Source organism: Neolewinella maritima, assembly GCF_923081025.1.
GTDB lineage: Bacteria > Bacteroidota > Bacteroidia > Chitinophagales > Saprospiraceae > Neolewinella > Neolewinella maritima.
Genome location: NZ_CAKLPZ010000001.1, coordinates 675520 through 700681 on the forward strand (window position 1 = coordinate 675520; position 25162 = coordinate 700681).

Annotated in this window: 5 protein-coding genes; all 5 read right to left on the reverse strand. The window is 59.5% G+C overall.

Annotated features, from left to right (window positions below; translation table 11 throughout):
• Positions 1-88: 88 nt before the first annotated feature.
• The gene (locus tag MJQ68_RS02955) at positions 89-2704 is read right to left on the reverse strand and encodes a T9SS type A sorting domain-containing protein (RefSeq protein WP_238749486.1); all 2616 of its coding nucleotides are present in this window, start codon (positions 2702-2704) and stop codon (positions 89-91) included.
• A 700-nt stretch (positions 2705-3404) separates the two neighbouring features.
• On the reverse strand, positions 3405-6065 hold the full coding sequence (locus tag MJQ68_RS02960) for a PKD domain-containing protein (protein ID WP_238749487.1): 2661 nt from the start codon (positions 6063-6065) through the stop codon (positions 3405-3407).
• Positions 6066-6248: 183 nt separating this feature from the next.
• Positions 6249-13595, reverse strand: coding sequence for a PKD domain-containing protein (locus MJQ68_RS02965; protein WP_238749488.1), 7347 nt, complete (start codon positions 13593-13595; stop codon positions 6249-6251).
• A gap of 399 nt (positions 13596-13994) precedes the next feature.
• Positions 13995-16691 carry a putative Ig domain-containing protein gene (locus MJQ68_RS02970; RefSeq protein WP_238749489.1) on the reverse strand — a complete coding sequence of 899 codons (2697 nt, stop codon included), beginning with the start codon at positions 16689-16691 and terminating at the stop codon, positions 13995-13997.
• A gap of 172 nt (positions 16692-16863) precedes the next feature.
• Entirely contained in the window at positions 16864-24801 is a 7938-nt protein-coding gene (locus tag MJQ68_RS02975; protein WP_238749490.1) for a malectin domain-containing carbohydrate-binding protein, read from the reverse strand.
• Positions 24802-25162: the final 361 nt, after the last annotated feature.

Here is a 25162-nt window from a genome sequence, read left to right on the forward strand (position 1 = left end):
TAACACTTTAACGCAGCCGGACTAAACAAAGAGCGGGGCCATACATTGCTGCATGGCCCCGCTCGGGAGGTGGTGATGGGTGCGCGGCTTACTGCTTCACGAACGGCCGCATCGTTTGTTGATCGCCTTCGAGTACCCGCAGGTGGTACATACCATCGGGTAGCTGGCTCACGTCGAGCTGAGTACGTAGCTGGTCACCGGCCTTGTCGAAGTACAGCTCCTGTACGCGCCGTCCGGTCACGTCGGTCAGCAGTACGTTCACCCGGCCCTCATAGCCACTGGTCAACTCTACCGTAAGATCGGAGGAGGCTGGATTGGGGTACAGGCTCAGCGTCGTGGCTTCCGGCAGTGTAGGCTCGTCGGCTACCGGCGTGGTGGCCAGGCCCATCATCTCTACGGAGGTAGACGAGCCGCAGTTGCTGGCCGCTCCGCCGCTGCCGGTAGGCGTATTGGCGGAAGTAGACAGAAGCAGGCGATCCAGGCGGGTACCGGCTTCGCGCTGGGTAATGGTGATCCGGTGGGTGCCCGCGCTGAGCTTGAAGGAGGCATCCTTGCCGTCATCGCCTACCTTGCGCCACTGCGTACCCTGGGTGAGCAGATCGCCACCACCCACTTTCTTCCAGAACTTCATCCAGCTGCCGTCATCGACCCGCACCCAGAACGAGTTGCTGGACAGACTGCTCGCCTCCATACGGAGGAACAGGTGGTAGGTACCTGACTTGGCTACATTGACGTTGACGTCGATCCGCTCGTCGGAGTCCATACTGGGACCATCGGGGCTGTTTGCTCCGTCGAAGTAGTAGCCCGTGGTGGAGCCGGTGTACTTGGTCCAGTCGTTCCCGACGCGGCCACACTCCGCTTCCATCCAGACATTGGTGACGCTGCTGTCGTCGGTAGGTGCATCCGATCCACAGTTCGAGGCACCGCTACCCGTCCCGCTGGGCGTACTGCTTCCCTTGGTCAGAAACAGCTTGTCGAGCCGGGCACCGTCTTCGCGGAAGGCGAAATCAACGGTGTTCGATCCCTCGCGGAAGTCTACCGTACGGGGTAGTTTGTTCCACTGAAATCCGCGGCCCTGGGTGATGCCACTAGCCCACTTGTACCAGCTGCCGCCGTTGATGCGGACCCAGAAGGAATCGTCGGTATTGCTGGCTGCGTCGATGCGGGCAAACAGTTTGTAGCTGCCGCTCTTGGCCGAAGCGATCGTGAACCGTACCCGGTTGTCGGAAATGTCGGAGGGTGCGGAGTTCGTGGAATTACCACTACGGACTACTACGTACTTACCGGTGGATGCGGAGGAAGAGGTCTGGGTCGTCCAGCGCCGGCCTACGAAGGCACATTCGGCTTCTAGCCAGAAGTTGTCGCTAGCTGCAACGGGCTCATCGCGGTTGGGGTCTGCCGAGCAGTTGTCGGCCTCGCCGCCCTGTCCGTTTGGCTCCGAAGCGTCGGTGGTCACTACGATCTTGTCCAGCTTGGTGTTGCTCTCGCGGTATGCGAAATCGATGCGATTGGCTCCCGCCCGCAGAGCAAGGGTGCCCGAAGTTTTGTTCCACTGAAATCCGCTACCGAGCTCAAAGCCGGTGTACCACTTGATCCAGGGGCTACCGTTGACCCGTACCCAGTACGAATCGCTGGTCGTATTGGAAGCGTCGACGAGGGCAAACAGGTGGTAGTTGCCACTCTTCGCTACCTGTACGTCAAAGCGTAGCTGGTTGTCAGCGTTATCGGAAGGGGCCGAGCTGGTGGAGGTCGAGCCGGAAACAGCGTAGGCGCCGCGGGAGGCCGAGCTGCTGCTGCCGATCGTCCACTTGCTACCCACCTGGGCGCATTCCGCCTCGTACCAGTAAGACACCGCATCGGCGGTAGCTACCGGCTTTTCGGCCTTGATCGTGATCCGGTCGGTGGACCGTGCTCCGGTATCGTCAGTGACTACCAGGAATACTTCGTGGGTACCCTCCGGAAAGGTGATGTAAGGTTTGGTGCCAGAGGCGTCACCGCCATCCCAGTACCAGCTGTAGGTGATCACCTTGCCGTCGGAATCACTGGAACCCGTGCCGTCGAACTTCACGCGCAGGGGAGCCGTACCGCTGTTCCGGTCTACCCGGATATTGCCTACGGGAATGTTGTTCTTAGCTGATTTTTCGGAGCAGCCGTAGTCCTTCAGCATCACCTCCACGATGCTGCGGCGGGAGCAGGACGAGCCGCCATTCGGATCGAGGACGTACAGGCCGGGGCGGCTCACACGGGGAGATTCGCTGGTAGACTGGAAGCCATTGGGGCCTGTCCAGCGGTAGGAACCCGTCGAGGTCTTGCCGAACAATTCCACGGTACCACTAGAACACCCCAGGAGCATACCCCGGTGGTCGAAGTTGGCCTCCACGGTACAGTCGTCGCTCTCGTCGTCGACCAGTAGATAGAAGGACGTATCTGTATCGTCCGTAGCGAGCAACTTGATCCGGTAGACCCTGCCGACCTCGGTAGAGGGGGGACGGAAGGTAAATGTTCCCGTGCTGCCGTCGAACTTCATCCAGGAAGGAAGCGCTCTTCCATCGTAGAGCGACGCTTCGTAGGCTAAGGATGTGCTACCTCCGAAGGCACCATTGATTACAAAGGTGCGGGTTTCGTTTACGTACGTTTGGAGGGGAGCGATGGGTTGCGCAGCGGCGGCAACCAGGCTGGTGGAGGTGAGCGATGTCGCTAGCAACAGGGCATAGCAAACAGTGCGGACCCATAGCACCCGGGGGGCGCTAGTCGTAATTCCTAATACCATACTCTAAATTCCTTTGTTGGTTATTCCAAAAAGCCTAAACAAAAACGAACATTCACGGGCAGAATCGGTGCAAGGATCCTACGCATGGTTGACACAACGGCCAAAGATCGTAAATATTGACAACTTAACCTAGTATTTGGTCAAACAGACATCCTACTAGGGGATAAGTTCAGGCAGCGGAACGGCCAGTTGTTAACAGATTACTTAACTGAGAGAGAGAATAAAATTCATCCGAACAGGTGATAAGATTTTACGGAGACAGCCGCACGGCTACACCAGCATCGACCGCGCGAAGGTGGCGGCAAACGGCGAGGGGGTGCGATAGTGGAGGTGGGGGGTGTGCCGTCGTCGTTCTACTTCGGGTGCTAGCGTGACCCCATCAGCCCAGCGTCGGGCGGTGGAAAGGGATAAAACGCGGGAAATAGAAACACGGAGAGAGAGAGACGAAGACAACGTAAAAACAGACAGCATATACATTCTTTGGTACTTCCAATGAAAGAAGGACGCTTCTTTGTCACCCAAAAAGTGGTGCAGAAAAACATCCAATGCTTATGTCGAACCTGATGTGTTTATTATGGTAGTCGCCCCCCATGGGGGACATAATGCGGTGCAAACATACACTTTTGCCAAATTATTACAAGCGCAAAAACGGAATAACGCCCCGCCGCTGTCCTTCTATCAGTAGTAAGCGGTACGCCCCCTGCGGCAGATCAGCCACTTGAACTACCGTACTAAACTCCGTAGCCGACTTGCGAAACTCCTGCTCCCGAATCCGCCGACCGTGCACATCAATCACAAATAGTGTGACGGGACCGCTCCAGGTACTGACGTACCGTAGCGATAAATTTGTGGTGGCTGGATTAGGATATACCTGTAATTCCAGGCTCAAAGGGGGGTTAAACAGTGAAGTCAGCGTCGTGTCCACCGTGGTAGTAGTATCCACACTAGTCGTGTCTGAGCAATTTATGCCCAATGTGCCCGCCGTGGTGGGCAGACGTGCGCTGCGGCTGAGATAGATTTTGTCCAGTTGTGCACCCGCTTCCCGCAGCGCAACATCGATGGTATTGGTGCCCTCGAAAAAATATTCTTCCCCTGGCCGTAAATTCCACTGAAATTCCCCTCCAGCGGCGATTCCGCTGCTCCAGTTGTACCAACTTCCGTCGTTGACGCGTACCCAGTAGGAGTCGCTGCTACTCCCGGCGGCTGCTACCCGCGCGGCAATCCGGTAGAAGCCCTCCGCCATATTCCGCGCCTCGAAGCGCAGCCGATTGGCCGGCGCATCATCGGGCGGACTGTCCGATTCCCGGTTCTCCAGGGGGGCGGCGTAGGTCACCCCGCTGGCGGTAGAGTCTACCGCCCACTGCACCCCTACTTCCGCACACTCTGCTTCTAAAAAAACGCTGTCTTGCCGCACGACCGCCTCGCCTGCATCGATGCAGATCGTATCGGCGCCCGTTGCTCCCCGGTCGTCCGTGACGGTGAGTGTGATGCAGTAGGTACCCCGTGCGAAGACGACCTCCACGTTCTTACCTGAAGCAGCCCCCTGCGTCCAGCGCCAGTCATACGAGACGATCTGTCCGTCCAGATCTACCGAGTTGCCGCCCCGCAATCGTACGCGTAAGGGTGCCTCACCGTCGGAGGGGTTGGCCCGGGCTATGGCGACCGGTGGCTGGTTTTCTGCAGGGGGTGTCCCGTCGCAATTGGATGCGGCCAGTACGTCTACCGTACTACTGCGGTCACAGCCCGCCCCGCCCCGCAGGACGTAGGTGCCGGCTACCGTGACCGTTGGCCGGGCCTCCGCGGAGGTGAAGCCGTTCGGTCCGCTCCACGCATAGGTGTCCGTAGAGGATGTACCCAGTAGCTGTACGCTGCCCGTGGTGCAGTCCAGTACCTGCGTGTTGTTTGCTCCACCGGCCGTCACCGTGCAGTCCGCCGCTCCGTCGATTAATAGGGTAAAGGATGAACTGCTCGTGAGTAGGTTGTAGTCGGTAGCCGTCACCCGTATCGGGTATACGTCACCGAGGGCTGCGGCGGGTGCGTCGATGCGTAGGGTACCCGAGAGGGAGTCTACGGTGATCCAGCCGGGCAGCGCCTGACCACTGGCCAGGGTGGCGGTATAGCTGAGTCTGTTGCCGGGGTAGCCCTTGTCGAATGCTCCGTTCACGCTGTAGGTGAGTACTTCCCCCACGGTGGCCGTCACGTTTGCGATGCGCCCCGATGTGGGTACGGCAAGCGGCCGGGCATTGATGATGTAGGAGGTGTTGTCGTTCCAGTCACAGTTCGCCGAACCTGCGGTCCCGCACCCATTATTCCCTATGTAGTCCTGGTTCACGATGTATTCGTTGGGGATCACCCGGCCGTTGCGGTCTCTAGCCAGGTAGACGCGCACGCCCAAGAGCTCATCTTTACGCAGGTTGTTGAGCCCCCCACCCGATGTGCGGTAGCCGGCGATGAGTATCTGGAAAGGCTGGTCGATGCGGTCGGTGAAGGCACCCGCCACGTCTTCCGACGTATTGCTGGCCCGGGGCAGCAACGTCTGGTGGTACAGGGGGCCATGATTATAGAGCATGCTACCGAGTACCGCCCGGCTAAGGGTATCCCGCAACTCGGTCGGCGCTCCACCCGGGGCGTGCAGGGCGGAGAGCTGGATCATACGAATGGGGAGGGCGGGATCGGCCTGTACGAAATAGGACGACAGGATCATATCCCCCTCCCGGCCGGCATCGACCTGCTGCGCGGTGGGATAGTCGGAGCTGGGTCGCACGACCAATTCACCGCTACTGTCCCGCCCGAACGTCGTGGTGAAGCCGAAGGCCTGAAAGACCTGCTGGGCGGATACCTCGTTGTTACCCTCGGTGAGCGTCAGGTACGCTCCCCGGAGGGTGGCCTCCGCATCGGTGGGGTTGCTGGCGTTGCTTTCTAGCAGAAGGTTTTCCGTGACCAGGCGTTTGGGCTCCCCCTGATCGGTCACGAAGTTGATCTGCGCGTCGATCGAGCTCCCCGCTGCGATGGATAGGCCACCGGTGGGTATCGTCACTCCACTGATGGTGAAGTTGCTGGTATCCGTAGTGCTCAGCCGCGTGATGCGTAGGGGAGTAGTGCCATCATTATGGATGCGTATCCCGCTACGTTCGGTGTGCAGGGTGCGCTGACCGACGCTGTTAACGGGGTTGAGCGTACGCTGGAAGGTGTAGTAGTCGTCAGCGGGAAAGCCGCGATCGGAGCCCGGTACCTTCGTCAGGTTTTCCAGACGAATGACGGCTTGTCCGGACAGTTCCGCGAGGCCAATTGCCACCAGGAAAACACACAACAAGGCACGCAGGGTGCCGGTAGTAGCTATACAGCGCATAGGAGAAGTCGGTCTATGTGGGGTTCAGCACTGTGCGTTGCTAGAAGACCCTACCGGCGGAGGATGTTTAAAAAAAAGGGGCCACACCTGCTGGCGTGGCCCCTTCCCGAGGTACAATCGTGGGGTACTTTACATCTTCACGAAGGGCCGGATCGTCTGGCGCTGGCCTTCGATCACCCGCAGACGGTACACGCCGGCGGGAAGGGTGGCTACTTCCAGATCCGAGCGCAGCAGCTCCCCTTCCTTATCGAAGGCTTGCTCGCTTACGGTACGCCCGGTCATATCGGTGACGATGATACGTACACGTCCGCTGTAATCACTGCGCAGTTCGAGCGTTGCGTTCAGGTAGATGGGGTTGGGATATACATCTACGGTGGGTTCGGCTATGGGTTCGTCGACCGGGGTAGTGAAGCCGAGCATACCCATTTCCCGGCTGGTACCGCCACTACAGTTGGTGGCCGTCTCACCCAGTCCGGTCGGCACAGCGCCCGCCAGGCTCAGGTGTAGCTTATCGAGCTGGGCTCCGGCTTCCCGGTAGGCAAAGTCGACGGTGTTGCTTCCTGCGGTAAGGGCTACCGTGATCGGCAGCTTGTTCCAGTTGAAGCCGCTACCGTAGCGAATGCCTCCGCTCCACTTGTACCAGGCACTGCCGTTCACACGCACCCAGTACGAATCAGTCTGGTTGTTGGCCGCGCTGATACGGGCGAAGAGGGTATAGCTGCCGGTCGCCGCATCTTCCAGGGTAAACCGCAGGTAGTTAGCGGCCTGGTCGGCGGGTGGCGTATTCATGGACCGACCCACGGGGAATACGGCGTAGCTACCATTTGCGGCAGCTGCGTCGCTGCCTACAGTCCAGCCAGCGCCCACTGCACTACACTCTGCTTCCAGCCAGAAGGTGTTATTGCTTGCGGTCGGAGGTTCAGGTGGGGTAGGATCAGTCGGGTCGGGATCGGTGGGAGGTGTCGTTCCGCCGCAGTTCTCCGCAGCGATTCCAATACCGGTCGGCAGGCCGGGTGTCTTGCTCAGGTACAGCTTATCGAGCTTCGTACCGTCCTCACGGAAGGCAAAATCGATCGTATTCGCGCCCTGCTGCAGGACGGGCCGGTCACCGGTCAACTCGTTCCAGACAAAGCCCAGGCCCTGCCGGATACTGCCGTTCCACTTGTACCAGCTACCGTTGTTGATGCGTACCCAGAACGAGTCGTCGTTACCGTTGGCGGCATCTACCCGTGCATAGAGGAAGTATGCACCGGATGCTGCGTTCGGTACGGCAAAGCGGATGCGGTTAGCGGGCACGTCTGCGGGTGCGGCGTTCATCGAATTTCCGTTCAGCACTACGGCGTAGCTTCCGTTCGAGGCGCTGGCCGTGTTGATCACGGTCCAGACACCACCCACCTCGGCACACTCTGCTTCGAGCGAGAAGGTCGACTGGGCGGTCGTGGGCGGTTCATTGGGGTCGGGCTCTTCACCACCATCATTCGTACAGCTGGCATCGGTCTCGCCCGTACCCGTTGGTGCGGTGGTCGACTGCGTGACGTGCAGTTTGTCCAGCTTAGCACCGTCTTCCCGGTACGCTACATCGATGATGTTATCGCCTTCATTCAGATTAAGGGCTACGGGCAGGCGATTCCAGTTGAAGGAGCCGCCCTGCTTGATTCCGCTGAACCACTTGTACCAGGCACCGCCGTTTGCGCGGATCCAGAAGGAATCATCCCCGCCGCCTGCCGCACTGATGCGGGCAAACAACTGGTAGCTTCCCCCCGCCACGCTCAGATCGAAGCGAATACGGTTAGTAGCCACGTCTCCGGGTGATGCCGTGTAAGCATTGCCCTGCATGACCACCGCATAACTTCCATTGGCAGCAGCAGCGTCCTCGACCACGGTCCAGGTGCCACCTACCGTAGCACACTCGGCCTCTAGCCAGGCAGTGGTAGGCAGGGTGCCTGGATCGGTCGGTGGTTCAGGATCCGTAGGTGGTTCGGGATCGGTAGGGGGCTCCGGGGTAGTAGGAGCAGTGGCAATGATAGCCACCACGTCGGTATCGGTAGCTCCCCGGTCATCCGTGACCGTGAGGGTGACGGAGTAGTTACCCGTAGCAAACGTTACGTCCGGAGTAGGTCCGTTAGCTGTGCCACCGTTCCAGGCCCAGGCGTAACTCACCAGCGTACCATCCAGGTCCTGCGAGGCACTTCCATCCAGGCGTACCAGCAGTGGGGCCTCACCCGTCGTGGGGTTAGCCGTGGCTACCGCAATGGGCGCGTCGTTCTCGGCCGGTGGTGGGGCCGTGCCGCTCACGATCACGCGGAAGGTGGAGCTGGCCGTCAGTCCGTTGAAGTCCGTCACGGTGACCGTGATGTTCTGTGTCGAGCCGACTGCTCCCGCCGGGGCGGTAATGCGGAAGGTGCCATCCAGCTCACCCAGTGCTATCCACGCGGGTAGGGGGGCACCCGATCCCAGCGTAGCCGAGTACTGTAGTACGTTACCCGGGAATCCGCGGGTGAAGGAGCTACTCACTACGTAGTCCGTAGCCTGGCCTACCCCTACCGTTACGTCGGCGATCGGTTTGGCTGTGGGTACACCTACCGGGCGGGCATTGATGATGTAGCTGGTATTGTCGTTCCAGTCACAGTTAGCGGTACCTACGCCACAGCCGCTCTCCACGAAGTCCTGGTTGACGATGTACTCATTGGGGATCACTTTACCGTTGCGGTCGATGGCCCGGTACACGCGCACACCCAGCACGTCCGGTTCGTACAGGTTGGTCCGGCTACCGCCGAAGGTGCTGTACCCGCCGATCATGATCTGGAAGGGTACGTTGATGTTGTCGACCGATTTGCCGGCTACTTCGTTGGAGCCCGCTACGTCCGTACGGGGTAGCAGACTCTGGAAGTAAGTGCCATCATGGTTGAAGCGGAAGTTGTTGACCACGCTGTAGTTCTGATTGCGAAGCTCCGTGGGCGATCCTCCTTCGCCGTGCAGTGCGGAGAGCGATACCATCCGCAAGGGCTTGCTGGGATCAGCCTGTACGAAGAACTTGCTGAGGATCATATCTCCCTCTTTGCCACTGTTGATGTCTTCATCCGACGGCACATTAGAGTACGGCCGTACGATGATCTCACCGTTCGCATCCCGTCCCATACGAGTATTGAAGGCGAAGGCGTCCATCACTTGCTGGGCGTCGATCTCGGCATTTCCTCCGATCAGCGACATATAGGCACCCCGGAAGGTTGCCAGGGTGAGTAGCCCATTCTCGGCATTAGAGGTCATCTTCAGTTGCTCCGTAATGAGGCGGGCATTGGGTCCACCGCTGGTCACGAAGCGCACCGTAGCGTCGACGTACTCGCCGGGCTCCACGATCAGGCCACCGTCCGGTATCGTTACCCCTTCGATCACGAAGTTGCGCGTATCGGTGGTCGTCAGCTCGTTGATGACCAGAGGCGCGGCACCCGCATTGTGGATACGCATCACGCTGTTGTCGCGCGTCCGTATCGGATACCCCTTATGGGTCTCGGATACGTTGTTGCGGTGGAAGGTAAAGAAGTCGTCGTAGGGGAATCCACGCTGGGTTCCCGGTACTTTGATCATATTCTCGATCCGTACCAGGGCACCCGTAGCGAGTGGTTGCTCGACGTGGTTCACCTTGACGTAGGTCATCTTCGTGTTGCTCTGCCCCAGGGCGCCGTTGTCGTCGATCGTCAGCTTACCGTCCTTCACTTCTACTACCCCCGACCGGTTGTCGTAGTAGCGGTTGGTGGGGTCGTAGTTGTCGACGATGGTCACTCCTTCGGCCCGCAGCGTGTGCGAGCTATTCAGGTCGTTGGGGTCTCCTACACCCAGTTCCACCCGGTAGAAGCCATTGGGTACGGCGATCTCCCAGTCGGCCTGCTGACCATTCAGGCGGTCAAGCTGATTGCCGGAGCTGCGCAGCTTCGTCAGGTCGTCCGTAGCGTTGGTCACGCCCCGGCTGGCGCCGAACGCGTCCGCCTGCATATCCAGGGGGGAGCGCGTCAGTGCATTGATCCACCCGTAGGTCATGCCACCGGCGCGATTGCCGTACGCTTGACCCTGATCGGCCACGTAGCCGGAGGGTGGAATGAAACTGTTGTCCTGGAAGTTGATCTGGACGTTGAAGTCCCCTCCGGTAGATCCGTTGTCGGTAGTCTCCGCGTAGGGCTTCACATTCGATAGAACGAATACGTAGTCCTGGTAGTCGCCATTACTGGCATCCTCGAAGCAGATCAGGTAGCTTCCCTCCAGCAGGCGGCTGGCGCGATCCCGCATGGGATATACCCGTACCCGGTGGGGTACCTCGGGGTTCAAATCATCCTGTGAGTAGCTCTTTCGATTGAAATAGTCAGACTGCAGGTACAGGCCGAACCCACCCTCCGGGGCGGTGAAGCTGCTGCTACCGGCCGTCAGTGGGGGGTACAATCGCTGAGCGTTTTCGATTCCATCAGCAATGCTGGCCACCTCCTGATGGGTCAGCGTGCTACCCGTGCGGGTATATACACCGAAGGGCAGCACTTCCGCGGGGGAGTAACGCGCTACGGGCGTCATCGTCACGGGGCCGGGGCCGGCCGCGGCGAAGAACTTTGCGTCTACTTCATCACCCAGGAGGTCGGCCGTGGTGCCGTTCGCCAGTTTGCTCCAGCCTACGTTGATGTCGTACCCCAGGGTTCTGACGATCGTCTGCAGGGCGGGCTCGTTATCTCCACCGTAGCCGCGGGTCTTCAGTGCGAAGAGGTCCACCGGATAGGGGGCTCCCTGGTTGCCGTCGCTGGCAAACACCAGTTCGCCGTACTGGTAACCCAGCGCATTGTAGTCCAGTACTGGCTTGTAGATGACGGTATAGTCCTGCGTGGCCGCGGGGGCGAGGGTCAGTGGCGAGGGACCGGTGACCCTGAACTGGGTAGCGTAGGGCCCCGTGAAGTAGCGGTTGGTGATGTGTAGATCGGCATCCCCTTCATTAGTGATGGTGATGGTCATGGTATCGGTAGTCGCACCGGGGCTATCGACCGTAGCCTGTAGTACGGCTTCGGAGGGGGCGGCTACGATCCGGGCGGTGGGAATGCTGGCATCCGCGACGCGCAGCAGCAGGATCTTCTGGTTGCCGCCGCCGTCCCGGTCGTACTGGGCTACGTACAGGTTGCCCGTGCTGGGGTCTTCCGTGATCTCCAGTGGATCATCCAGGCTTTGCAGTCCGGGGATATCGGCGAAGCTGCCGATAATGTCACCCGACTTATTACCGGGCTGTAGTACGATGATATCGTCCTGACCGCTAAAGCGCGCTACCAGCAGCATGCCCTTGAGTTTGCCGTCGAAGGCATCGGAGGTATACTCCAGCGCGCCGTTGGGCGACTTATTCATGCCGAAATCGTAAGCTACCTCGAGGTAATTGGGGTCGGCCGCCAGGTCTTCGGGGTACTTACTTACATCGCGGTAACTGGTCTCCAACTGGCCGGGTAAGCCCTGGTAGGCCAGACCGCCGTGATTGAGTACGAACTCGCCGCGGTAGGGATTGGGGTGACCGTGGTAGCTGCCCCCCTTGGTCTTGAACAACCAGTCTTTCTGGGTCTCTCCACCCAGCATGGCGGGGATGGTCAGATCGGTAAAGTAGGTACCGTTCGGGCGGCGTACCCCGATACCGGAGGTGTCCTGACTGCAGTAGGCAATCGAGGCGGGGGTATTGGGGGAGGTCGCGTTGTTGCCCGCCGTACCGTTGGTGGGTACGTAAGTCCAGCCATTGCTGTGGAAGACCATATCGTACGCATTGCGGATGCCGGTGGCGTAGAGCGTCAGGGGGGAGTTTTGGGCGTAGGGATTATACGTCCCGTCGCTCATCGTGATGCTATTCGCTGGTGCCTGGTTGATCACCGTGATGTCCTCCGTGGTGAAGGCACTGAGTGGCAGCGTCGCGGGTAGCTTTTTCAGGTCAAGGCGCAGGACTGCCGCGGCTAGCAGACTTTCGTCACGCATGCCCCAGGAGGGATCGGGTTCGCCACCGGCCGTGTTACTGCCCTGCAGGAAGAACAGGTCATCACCCGGGCCGAACACGATACTGTTCGTCAGGTGGTCCTTTTTGGACCGTGGCAGATGCTCTACTACGTCCTGTACATTTTGCAGCGTAGGGCCGGTGAGCCGGGTCAGCTTGCCGTCCCATTCCGGGCCATCGGTAAGGGTGACGGCACTGTGGGTCACGTAGGCGATCAGGTTGTCCGCCGTGGATTCCGGAGCGAAAGCGAGTCCTATAATGAAGCGCTCGTCGGAGTTGTGTACCGTAGCATCCAGGGGGTGGTCGCTACCCATCAGGGGGATAGAAAGCTCCTCCAGATCGTGTAGCGTACCGTCGGCGGCAATGGTCCAGCGCTTGATGGTCTCTCCGAGGGTGGAGGCGTAGAGTTTACCGTCGGGTCCGATGGTCAGGGTAGTGAAGCGGTCGGCGGTACCCGCGCCCAGGTTATTTCCACTGAGTTGGGTGAAGCTCACTCCGTCTAGGTCGGCGGGGCGGTTCGTGTCGTCTTCGGCCGCGGTCACAAACTGTGAGGTGAAGGTGCGGAAGGTGATCCGGTCGTCCAGTTGGCCGATCCGGTTGGCCTGCACTCCTTCGATCGTGAATACATAGGCCGTGGCTGGCTTGAGGGGGGAGTTGGTGGTGAGCGTTACGGCATCACCCCCGCCCGTATCGTTGGTATTGGAGGGCACTTCGAAGAGGCCGGCATCCGTCTGCTCGAAGAGCCGGATCCGGCCTACGATGCTCGCCTTATCCAGCTCATAGTCGGGGGGCGTATTCACCGATACCGTCATCTGGAAGGAGTAGGGCGATACGTCGGTGGCTCCGTTAGCGGGTACTACGTCAGCAAAGAAGGCCTCGGGTTCGCCCGCCGCCGCGGCGATCGTCACGTAGGAGATCTTGGTGTTGTAGCCACCCTCCGCATCCAGCGTCAACCGCCCGTCGCTTACTTCCACTACGGCGCTTCCCGTGAATTGATTGACCGCACCGTATACCGTGGGCTGGTAGATCAGGTTGTAGCCCTCCGCATTGATGACGTGAATGGTGCCCAGCCGCCCCTCCGGGAAGAGATCGCCGGCCTGCACCGTTACCCGGTAGGTTCCGTTGGGTACGGCCACTTCCCAGGCACCGGGATCAGTGGGGCCGCGGTCACCGCCTGTATCACCGTACTGCATGTGCATGAGCGTCTCATTCAGCACGTTCTGGTCGGGATCGGGCTTACGGTTGCGTCCGTTGCCGGCAAGGGTGAGGGGGATCGCGGTACCGGGAATGACCCAGCCGTAGCTGCGTCCGTTCTGCTCCTGGAAGGGCAGGCCGTAGTCCTGCAAGTAGGGAGCGGGTGCCGGGGTGAGGGCATCCGAGAAATTGATGTGGACGGTGTCCAGGCTTGCCTGTCCGAAGACGGTGCTGAATGGGCAGCACACGGACAGGAGTAGCGCTAGCGCTAGAGGGTTGAGGTAGTTCATGGTGTTGTTCAAGTGCAAAAAACTGGGTTCTCACTAGGGTACTCAGAGAACGCAGCGGACAACAAATAGGATCGATGTCCGGAGTATAGTAGTAGATAGCGTTCACAAGAATAGTGAATAAATAACACTTCCTACAGTGTCAAACGGGGGCTTTTGGCGCGATTTGCGCCGGTTTCAGCATGTAAATCGAATTAGGTAAGCCAGGGTGCATACTTCACATTTGGAGTGAGACCTTAGCAATAGACCCAATTTGCCTGCTGAATCATCTCGTCATGCGTTTATGGCATTCAGTTCGCAAAAAGTTACCGGCCGCGGCGAATGTTTTAGATTTCTTTAACAAAAAAGGGCCATGCGCCGGAAGCACATGACCCTGTCTAGGTCGGAAAAACGTAGTATTTGCTACCGCTTCACGAACGAGCGGACGGTACGCCGATCACCCGCGATGGTCTGCAGGTGGTACAGTCCGGCGGGAAGATCCGTCACATCCAGCTCCAGTTGCAGGCGTTCCGCCGGCTTTTCGTAGCTCAGGATACTTACGCGCCGTCCGTGCACATCGGTGAGTACTACGTTGACCGTGCCGGTAAAGGCGTCGCGCAGTTGTACCTGCAGGCGATCGGAGACTGGATTGGGGAACAAGCTAAGCTCCGGAGCCGCAGATGCGTCGTCGAACGCTGCCTCAGCTTCTACACTGGCTACGCCGGCCTGTGCGACCTGTGCGCTACAGTTGCTGGCCGGGTTACCCAGGCCGGTGGGTATGGTAGTCCCCTTGGTCAGGAAGAGCTTATCCAGCCTGGTGCCGTCTTCCCGGTAGGCGAAGTCTACCGTGTTGGCTCCCTCGCGCAGGGGTAGGGTGAGGGGCAGCTGATTCCAGGTGAAGCCTTTCCCCTGCTCGATGCCCCGGTACCAGCGGTACCAGGCACCTCCGTTGACGCGTACCCAGAACGAATCGTCCAGGCCGCTGGGGGCGTCGATGCGGGCCCACAGCCGGTAGTTGCCGCTGGAGGCTCCGATCAGGGTGAAGCGTACGCGGTTAGCTGCTTCGTCGGCTGGTGCGGCCGAGGTGGAGTTACGTCCGGATACCACTACGTACTGGCTGCCGGAGGCCGAGCCGGTCGACTGGCGCTGCCAGCGTGAGCCTACCTGCGCGCACTCCGCCTCTAACCAATAGATGCTGTTGCTCGGCGTGGCCGCGCAGTTGGTGCCCTGGCTGCCCGCACCAGAGGGGGCGGTACTGGTGGAGGTGATGTAAAGCTTGTCTAGTTCTGCACCGGATTCCCGGTACGCGAAATCAATTGTGTTGCTACCGGTGCGCAGGGTGACGCCGGGGGGCAGACGATTCCAGGCAAAATTACCGCTCTGGTCGATGCCCGAAGACCACTTGTACCAGCTGCCGCCGTTAGTGCGTACCCAGTACGAGTCGGTGTTGCCATCCCGCGCCTTGATGCGGGCAAATAGCTTGTAGCTGCCCGACCGGTCTACCTCGAAGACGAAGCGGATGCGGTTGGCTGCCACGTCGCTCGGCGGACTGCTCATGGAGGTGCGCTCGGCGGTGACCGAGCCGCTGTTCAGCTTCCAGTTGGCGCCTACCTGCGCGCATTCGGCTTCCAGCCAGTAGTGGCCCTCACCGGCGGGGGGGGCGGGCTCGTCGGGTGCGCTGTCGCCGATCACGTTCAGGGTCACGGTAGACCGTACCTGGATGCGGTTGAGGTCAGTGGCCGTGACCTCGATGCGGTAGTCCCGACCGCTGGCCGAGCTGGGTGCATTAATGGATACTACGCCGGTGGCGCTATTGATCGTGACCCAGCTCGGTACACTGCCGCCGCCGGATAGCCGGGCAGAGTAAGTCAGCTGGTTGCCGGGGTAGCCCCGGCTGAAGGAGCCGCTTACGTTGACGCTCTTGCGGGTGCTCACCTCGGCTACGATGTCACTGATGGACTTGGCCGTCGGCTTAGCCCGTGGCCGTACGTTGGTGACGTAGGCCACATTGTCATTCCAGTCACAGTTGTTATTGCCTGCGCCACAGCCGTTGCCTACGTAGTCCATAAGTACGATGTACTCGTTAGGGACCACCCGACCGCTGCCGTCTACTACCTTATAAGTGCGTATGGCCAGCAGTTCGTTCTTGCGCTCGTTCGCTTTGTTGCCGCCGGTGCTGCGGTAGCCGGCCAGAATGATCTGGAATGGCTGACCGGTGGTGGCGGTAAAATCTCCGGCGGGATCCCTGGAGTCGTTGAGCAGGCGGGGCAGTAGCGTCTGGTGGTACAGATCGCCGTGGTTGTGGTTCATCCCACCCACTCTACGCTCGCTGGCCTCGTCGCGAAACTCCGTGGAGGAGCCACCGGGACCGTGGAAGGCTGCCATCTGGATCGTTTGTACCGGTTTGTTGGGGTCGGCCTGTTCGTATATACCGGCCAGAATGAGGTCGCCCTCCAGGCCGCTGTTCACCCGACTGTCACTGGGGTAGAAGGAGCTGGGCCGTACCTGTAGGTTGCCGTTATCGTCTACCCCCATGCGGGTCTTGAAGCCGAAGGCATCCATGACCTGCTGCGCGTTGATCTCACTGCCGCCCTCGATGTACTGCATGTAGGCACCCCGGAAGGTGGCCCGCACGCTGGATGCGTTGTCGGCGTTGCTCTCCATGACCAGGGACTCGGTCACGAGCCGGCGGGTCTGGCCGCCGCTGGTCAGGAAGAGTACTTCCACGTCACGGAACGACTTCGGCGCGATCTGGAAACTGCCCGACGGGGCACCATTGATGCGGAAGTTACTGGTGTTCGTAGTGGTCAGCTTGGTGATCGTGAGCGTACCGCTGCCATCGTTGTGAATCCGCATCTTACTGCGGTCGGTGTACCGCATGGCCTGTCCGACGCTGTTGCGCTCGCGGTCAGAGCGGTGTAGGGTGAAGTAGTTTTCGGCCGGGAACCCCCGGTTCGTACCCGGAAGTTTGGTGAGGTTCTCGATGCGGACGATAGCGCCGCTCGCAGCCGGAGCGGATCCGGCAAACAGGCCGGGAGATAAGAGTAGGACCAGCAGACCGATCAGCCCGGACAAGGGGATAGCGGCCAACGGATTGGTACGGGTAAAATTCCAGAACATGTAAAGCGTGTTGGGGGGGTTAGCTCATTATAGCGGCTGCTAAGATACTGTTTGTACATCGAATGTCCGCACACTGTACTGTACACTGCACCTGCGGCCGCGCCCCTACGAAAATGGGGCCACGTCAAATGACGCGACCCCATCCTAGCAACAAAGGATTCCGATTACGGAATTACAACTTAATGAACGGTCGAACGATCTGTCGCTCGCCCTCGATGACCCGGATCCGGTAAACTCCAGCGGGCAGCGCAGCCACGTGCAACGCGTGCCGTAGCTCATCGCCGGCCTTGTCGATCCGCAATGTGCTAAGGCTGCGCCCCGTAAGGTCGGTGAGCCGTATGTCTACCGGACCCCGATAATCGCCCGTCAGCACGACGTTGATCCGATCGACCACCGGATTGGGATACAGACTCAGCTCGTGCGCAACCGCCGGGGGTGCTTGCTGCACAAACCCCAGTCCACCCATTTCGCGACTGGTGGTACTGCCACAGTTGGTCGCCGTTTCGCCCGCCCCGGTCGGTGCGGTAGCCGATAGGCTCAGGTATAGCTTATCGAGCTTGGTACCGTCCTCCCGGTAGGCGAAGTCGATGGTGTTGCCGCCGGCACTCAGCGCCAGGGGTCCATTGGGATATGTATTCCACTGGAAGCCGGCACCCAGCGTGATGCCCGTCCACCATTTGAACCAACTGCCGCCATTGACGCGTACCCAGTAGGAGTTGTCGGCACCGCTGGCTGCGTCGATGCGGGCGAACAAATGATAGCTACCCGCCTTAGCCGCCTGCACGGCAAACCGTACGCGGTTGGCGGGTACATCGGCCGGCGGCGTATTGTAGGTGTTGCCCTGGGGGAAGACCACATAGCTGCCGTTCGAGGCTCCGGCAGCGGCCGCAGCGGTCCAGCCGCTACCCACGGTGGCACACTCCGCTTCGAGCCAGAAGGAGGTTGGGGCGTTGTTGCAGTTCGGGTCGTTGGGGTTCGCGCAGTCATCCTCCCCCACCTTGCAGATCTGGATACCCTTCAGGGCGGGGTGTTGTACGCCGTGCAGGAATTCAATGACCAGCATATTGTCCGCCACCACCAGGGTAGCCGAGCGGGTGAAGGCCCCCTTGGCGCCGGCGATGGCGTAGGGGTCGATATTGTCGAACGCAGGCGGTACGGCCCCCTCGACGGCTACATCGAACACCCGTTGCCCGGGCTGGGTGATCCCGCTATATAGTTCGGCGAAGAGCAGCGTCACCTGCACTTCGGTGCCGGGGGTGACGGGAAACTCCCACCTCATTTCCGGCGCGGTGCGCACGTCGTACCGTTCGGTATTAAAGATGCTGGCCGGTGCGGAGCTCGGTACCGTGGCGTCCGTCATGTCAATGGCTCCGGCGTGGGCCGAACCGGAATTGCCGTTGTACAGACTATTTCCGGTGGACATGGCGGCCAGAAACGGTGAATTGCCCGTCGTGCCGAACTTGCCTCCGTCCGGGCTCCACCCCAGCGAGGTATCGTCCGCAGAGGGCTGCGCCGGGCCGCCTACGTTGATGCGGTATAGGGTATTCTCACAGGCGTCCGGCAATTCTACCTGATCCGATGGTTCCACGCTGAAGGTGACCACGTCCTGAACGAAGCTGGTCGCATCGCTGGGGTTTGTCAGGAATTCTTCGTGAAACTGGTTGGCCGCACGGATCACGACCGTGTTCGTGCCGGTAGTGATACCGTCGGACGCGTCGAGGTCCCAAAAGGTCTGCCCGATGGCGGAGGCCGTCGATATGCGGTCATCGGTGTCGATATTCGATAGGTCCGCCGGATTGACGTAGACGTGGAAGTGCTCCGTCAGGTCGTAAAGCATATCCGTAGCCGTCCACTGCACGCGTACGTCGGTGCCCGTCACCGTAGCATTCGCTACGGGGGCGGCGATCGTAAGCTGGGGCGACGATACCGTGACGGTCACCGCCTCCGAGTCGCTGAGGTTGCCGCTGTCGGTGACGGTAGCGGTGATGGTTTGACTGCCCGGGGTGACCAGCCGACCGCTGATAGTAGCGCCGATACCGCTCAGGGGGTTCGTCGAAAATTGAATGTCACTGGAGGTCCATTCCAGGCCGGCAGCCAGGCCGTTTTCCTCCGCGTCGGTCACCGAACCCGCCAGCGTGAGGTTGCTGCCGCGCGTCACACTTGCGTTGGGCCCCGGCGCATCGATGACTACGGTGGGTGCCGTGTTGGTGGTCACGGACGTGATCGTGATGGCATCGGACACCGTCGTGGTCGAACCGTTGGACGCCTCCGCCGTCAGAGTATAGGTGCCGTTGGCATTGGTAATAGTGAATACATAAGGGGCGGTAAGGACCTTGCCGAGACTGGTCGCCCCGTTAAATAGTTCGACTTGGGTGATACCCGCAATATCCGTAGCCTCTATGTTGACGGTGACGGTACTACCCGCTACGAAGGTCGATCCGTCGGCGGGGGAAGTGATACTCACCTGGGGCGTGGAGCTGCCAGTGCGCTTTAGTATTTCGATGCCCTTTATGGTAGGGTTCTGCACCCCCTTGATGAAGTCAATATCCAGATTACCATCCGTTACGGTTACGGGGATCGCTTCCACGCCGGCCGTATTCCACCCGTAGGCCACCGTCTGGTCAAAATCGTCCAGTACCGCTATGCCTTCTATCGATACATCGAAGACCCGCGTACCGGGCGTCTTCGCGCCGGCCCATGTCTCCGCAAAGAGTAAGTTGACCGTATAGCTGCCATTGTCTACCGGGAAGTCCCATTGCATGTTATTGGGATTTGATGCCGTACTGTACCGCTCCGTGAAGAACAGTGCGTCGGGATATCCCGTACTATTCGTGCCCGCAAAGGTGGCTCCGTAGGTAACGTCCTGCGCCGGCGGCGTCACCTTATAGTACGGCGAGGGAGTGCCCGTGGTGGCGTTGCCGTATGCATTCGTTGCGGCCTGATCTGCGGACCAGTCGGTCGGCTCGGCGTCGATGGCGGCCGTGAGCGCTCCGCCCGCATTCACCCGGTACACTACGTTTCCGGGGGTGAGCACCTTACTGTTCAGGGTTACGGTAGCGGTGCCGGCAGTACCGTAGGTAATGACTAAAGTGGCCGTTTTACCGCTTCCGCTACCGCTGAACCCTACGCCGAGATTAAGACTACCTCCGGGTGGGACTAAGGCAAAGTCGACGGGAGTATCCACGAAAAACAATGCGGCGTCCGGGCCGGTGATCGCCAGCTTGGTCACGATCGTGCCGGTGTTGCCTCCCGCACTGATCGCCGTGATACTGGTGGGGCTGTTCGGACTGACGTCTACGCTACCCGGCACCTGCAGTTGGCTGGCCGTAAGGGGTGTACCCACTGGCTTGTCCGTGCCGTAGAACTCCATATTCTTCATTTTTCCCCCTCCGCCCTGGGTATTGGATCCCGCCGCTACGTGAATACCGTCGCCGGAGGCGATCGCCTGGGTACCGTGGCGTTCGGTAAGCAGGTCCGCTTTGGTCGACCAATTACCCGTAGCGGGACTGAACGCCTCGGTGGTCTTTACGGCATCGCGTACTGGCTTACCCTGCAAGTCTATGCCGATCTCTCCGCCGATCACGTACAGTTCATCATTGAGCGTAGCTACCGAGGCCGCCGCCCGGGGCGTAGGCAGGTCGGGTGCGGTAGACCAGGTGCCGGTAGTGAAGTCATAGACATCCACCTCGGCGATCAGGGGCGCGAAGGTGCCGCCGGGGCCGCCGGATAGGCGTCCGCCCGCCACGTATAGCTTATTGCCCAGTACGGCTGCGTGGAAGTGGTCGCGGTCGCGGGGTGCGTTGGCTAATACGGTCCAGGTGCCGGTGGCGGGGTCGAATACATCGAACCAGGAAACATACTTTCCATCGTGACCGTCGGTGTTACCGGCGATGATATAAAATTTACCGTCGTAGACCACCAAGCCGGCCGATCCCCGTTTGCGGGCAGTCGGAATTTCCGGCCCCCGGATCCATTCGTCTGTAGCCGGATTATACGCCCAGACATAATCTGCGGGCACTTCGTTCGGAAAATTATTCGTCTTGAACGCACCGATCACCCAGATCAATCCCTGATACTCCAGGGCCTGGAAGTGGTTAAACTGTTCCGGCGCGGAGTTAGAGATCTGAGTCCAGGTCTTGGCTTGGTAATCGTACACGTCCAGCGTAGTCGATTTTTCCCGCCCTCCGAAGAGGTAGAACTTGTCGCCAGCCTGTACGAACGAGCATTCGTGGCGGGCCGTGTAGTTTTCATTATCGGTCTGGTCATTCCAGCTCGCGCCGCCGACCGAACCGGTGACCGTCCAGTTGAAGGCATCATTTACCGTAGCGCTGCCGGGTTTGCTTACCGTGACGACCGCATTGTAGGGGCTTCCTACAGCGGCTCCGCCGGCGATGGTGCCGAAGAGTAGTCCGGTCGTAGGTTCGATCTGGATGCCCTCCGGCAGACCGGTAGCGCTGTACGAGAAGTTCTTGTCGGGGTCCCCGCCGGAGGCCGATACCGTCAGGTTGATCAGGTCGCCCTCCTGATTGCTTTGATCCGCGATCGGACTCACCGTGACGGGAGTAACTACTTGCCCGCCGCTGGCTAGAATCTCTATACCATTGATGAGCGGATTCTCCACTACGTGCCCGAACAGAATATTGAGACTGCCATCCGTGAGGTTGACGGGGTACTCGAGCATGCCACCGTGCTGGTGACCAAATTGCGCCACCAGGTCGAGATCGTTTTGTACTAATTGTCCCTCAATCAAAATGTCGAATATCCGCTTACCGATCTGCGATGTTCCGGAGTAGCCATTACTCATATATAGGCGCACCAAGTAATTGCCGTTAGGCAGATCAACGGTCCACTCCATCTCCGGCGCGGCGCCTACGTCATAGCGCTCCTTGGCAAACAGTGCCTGTGGTACGTAGTCGGGTAGGGAGGTGTGTCGTCCGGTGGTGCTGTGGTTCGAGACCTTGCCGGTATTTACGGCGTAGGTCAGGCCATTATGACTGCCGCTCTGCGCTCCGGCACCGAGGCCGCCGATCCAGTCTGGATGAGGTGCATCCGAGGCCGCCAGGGTAGCGCCGTTCGCCCGGATGCGTAGGATGGGTACGGGTTTATCCGTCACGGTGACGGTGCACGACTGTTCTACAAACAGACCGCTGTTGTCCGTAGCCCGGATGGTGAGCACGGCGACTTCCGGAGTGGCCGGGAACGATATGGTCATCACGCCGCCGCTAATGCTCGCTCCGACGGCCGGGTTACTGTTACTTTTGATGGTATACACCAGGTTCTCGTCGCCGGTATCGTCTCCGAAGTAATCTCCGAACTCAATGGTCTGATCTACCGCGTTGACCATCGCTTCGATATCCGGAAGGGCTTGCTTCACGTAGGGCTGCGTACTGTGCACGTAGAGGTAGTCCCAAGTACCTTCTACTTCCTCCCCCGGAGCATTGGATGTGCCGATCAGCCCCACGGCCAGGGGAGTGCTGCTGCTCTGTATAGCGGCCAGTACACTACCCTGCGCATTGATAGATCCCAGGGTCTGCACCCCTCCGCCGTCCACCGCATACTGTAGGGTGATGATCCCACTGGAGGGCTGTATCTGAAAGTATAGAATGATATCCTGGCTCGGAGTAAGGGAGGCAGTGATCGGCGCCTGGGGCGTATCGTTAATCTCCTGACGGGCCTGTAGCATACCACTAGCGGTCAGGACCAGTTTGATGTAATTATGCTGGGTGCCGTCCCCTATGAATAGGCCCACCTCTGCATTCGGGGGGGCTGAAGTACCGTACAGTTGCAGCTCCTCCGCGAAGTTGAACAAGCGCCCCTCTACGGTAAACCCGCCGGTAAGCTGATCTACGTTCACACCGTACTGAAAGGCCTTTTCCTGGGTATTGCTGCTGCCCAGGGCCGTACCGGCCGTCATCTGCATGGTCATGGCACCTACCGCACCGCCGAGGATATCGTTGGGGTGAGGGTCATTTGGGTCGTCGCGCCGGTCAAGCCAATTCAGCCAGTTGGGGTTGGCCGCGCCGTTATTCATCATACCCGTGAAGCCGAGTCCCAGGTAACCCTTCAGGGTCTGATTATCGGACAGCAGGTCGTTGCGCACCGGCAGATTAAAGGCATCGGTGCCACTACTTAGGGGATCGCCCAGTTGGAAGGGGTCACTGGCATCGGGGATATTGTCGTTGTCATCGTCCGGGTCGTTGAGGTCGGAGACGAGGATCCCTCCCGCCGGCTTGTCAAAATCCTCGGGTTGGTTACCCCCGTTGCAGATGACATCCTCTACCGTTTGATCGACTGCTTTATTATCGATCTCATCCTGATTAGTGTAGCCGTCCGCGTCATTGTCTGCTGTTGCGGAGTAGCCAGGATTTCCGGGTAGGACGCAGACCGCGAAATCCTGGGGTTCCAGCACCTTAATGGTGCTGTTGAAGGTGGCGATCCAGATGGTTCCGGGGAATGGGTCGGTATCGCTGTTACAGGTCACGCCGAGCGGATTACCCCCCAGGTTAGAAATAAAGGAGGGGGTCAGCGTCTTGAGGCTACCGTCGGGGTTCAATTCGACCCGGCGTAGCACCCCCCCGTTTTTACCCGCTAATAGGTCGCCCTTCATTGTGCCTCCGAAGTTGGAGGCGGTATACTCATCTATTCCGTTGGTATTGGTGCCCCAAGTGGCGATGAGTACGTCATTGTCACCGTCCGGATTACTGATGCCCGGCCCACGCCAGTCCCCCTCCCGGGGATCGGCCTGACTGAGGGGTACCGGTGGCCAATTGGCGGGTAGCGCTATACCCGGGTTGGTCGTGTAGCCCGACCCACGGGAGCCATCGGGATCGTAGATGAGGGTGCGGAACACTGAGTTGCTGTTGGCATTCTGCGTGGGGTTGGTAAACAGTCCCGCTCCGGCCGGATTGGCCCGTATAGGCGTAGGATGCCCACCGTAGAAGCTACCCGGAGTATAATTCTGGATATCGGTGGTGATCAGGGTGAGGTGATCGACATTATTTACTTTCTCCCCACCTACCGGACTGGTACTGCCGGGCTCGGAGGGGATGTAATTATTGGTGACCGTACCGTCCATGCCCTCATTGACCGGTAGCCCTCCCCAACCTCCGTTGGCCCCGTTGTCGGTGCTGTATACCTTGCCGTCTGCCGTGACGACCAGGTCGTACGTATTGCGGAAGCCCCCGGAGAAGATCTGCACGGGGCCGCCCTCTACGATCATGGCCTGGTTCAGTCCGTCGTTGCCTCCCCAGGGATCGCCGACGTCACTACCGGTGTAGCCCGGTGCATCGGGGTCGATAATACCATTCACATTGGCCCGGGTGGGATCGTCCAGCGTAGGTATATCGTAAATGTAGTTGCGGCCGGAATTCGCATCCGTCAGAATAGGTAGGGCTTCCAACTGGGTCAGATTGACCGATAGGATGGCCGCGGACAGTGCGTACTCGGTGGTCCAGGCAAAGTTATCGGAGGGCGATCCCGCATTGGTATGGCCACCGGAGCAAACGATCAAATAGTCCGTACCGTTTATAGTAACGAACTCCAGTCCATTAGTGGCATGGTTTTCTTCCGAGCGGGGAAGCCCCCGTACGATGTCTACCACCTCCCACATACTGCCCTTCCAGCTTAGTCGGGTGATGACCCCGGAGTTGGTATCCAGGTTTGTATCACCGCCGGGTCCGCCTATTCGGGAGTCGCTCGATGTGACATAGATCACCGGATTGGCTGCCGTACCCGTGACGGTCAGGCCCGTAGCTTCCCGATCGTTACCTCCACTGGAGCTGCCGTCGTCATTGTGGTTGGGAATATTCTTTACGTCCGGTAGTTCCTCGGAGCTTATGACTTCGTAATCGTTGACTCCCTTCCGTTGGATAGAAAAGATATCGATGGTACCGTTAATGCCTAGTACGTAGAGCCGGTCGTCGGGACCAAACATCAGGGAGGTACCACTAGATACCCCTCCATTGCCATTGAAGTCGAGGTTGCTTTCTCCAAAGCTTTGTCCCCGCAGATTGATCGCGATGAACAGCAGTCCGAATAGTACGCCATGACGAATAGCTGATGTGAAGCACGTATAGACCCTGCTGGCGGGAATAGGTGATCGTGAGTTCATAACAGTTGTTGTGTTGTTCGAAGTGTGGGCGTATTTGGACGTATGATTTTCTATGGTGAATTGGCAAAAGGCTAAAAACGCAAGTGGAATCTGATCAGACCCGTCAGGCCAGATCCAGCAGCTTCCCTACCCCTCGGCATGTGTACTGCTTGGAACGGGGAGCGATTGGGAGGACCGATGGACTAGCGGGATGGGGTAAGCTCGGGCTACCCAATGCGGTAAGCAGTAGGTATACGCCCGGTAAGGCATACCAATCCCGTTGATTCCCAGCGCGTGGAATCGAATAAATTTAGCTAGAGGTGAATTTCTTGTGTATAGGCCCAGCTAGATTTGGGCCAGCGTGATTGGGGATTACGTTCAG

Bases quoted from the DNA above. Each gene is read 5' to 3' on its own strand.
- MJQ68_RS02965 (WP_238749488.1), bottom strand. From the start codon at position 13,595: ATGAACTACCTCAACCCTCTAGCGCTAGCGCTACTCCTGTCCGTGTGC.
- MJQ68_RS02970 (WP_238749489.1), bottom strand. From the start codon at position 16,691: ATGTTCTGGAATTTTACCCGTACCAATCCGTTGGCCGCTATCCCCTTG.
- MJQ68_RS02975 (WP_238749490.1), bottom strand. From the start codon at position 24,801: ATGAACTCACGATCACCTATTCCCGCCAGCAGGGTCTATACGTGCTTC.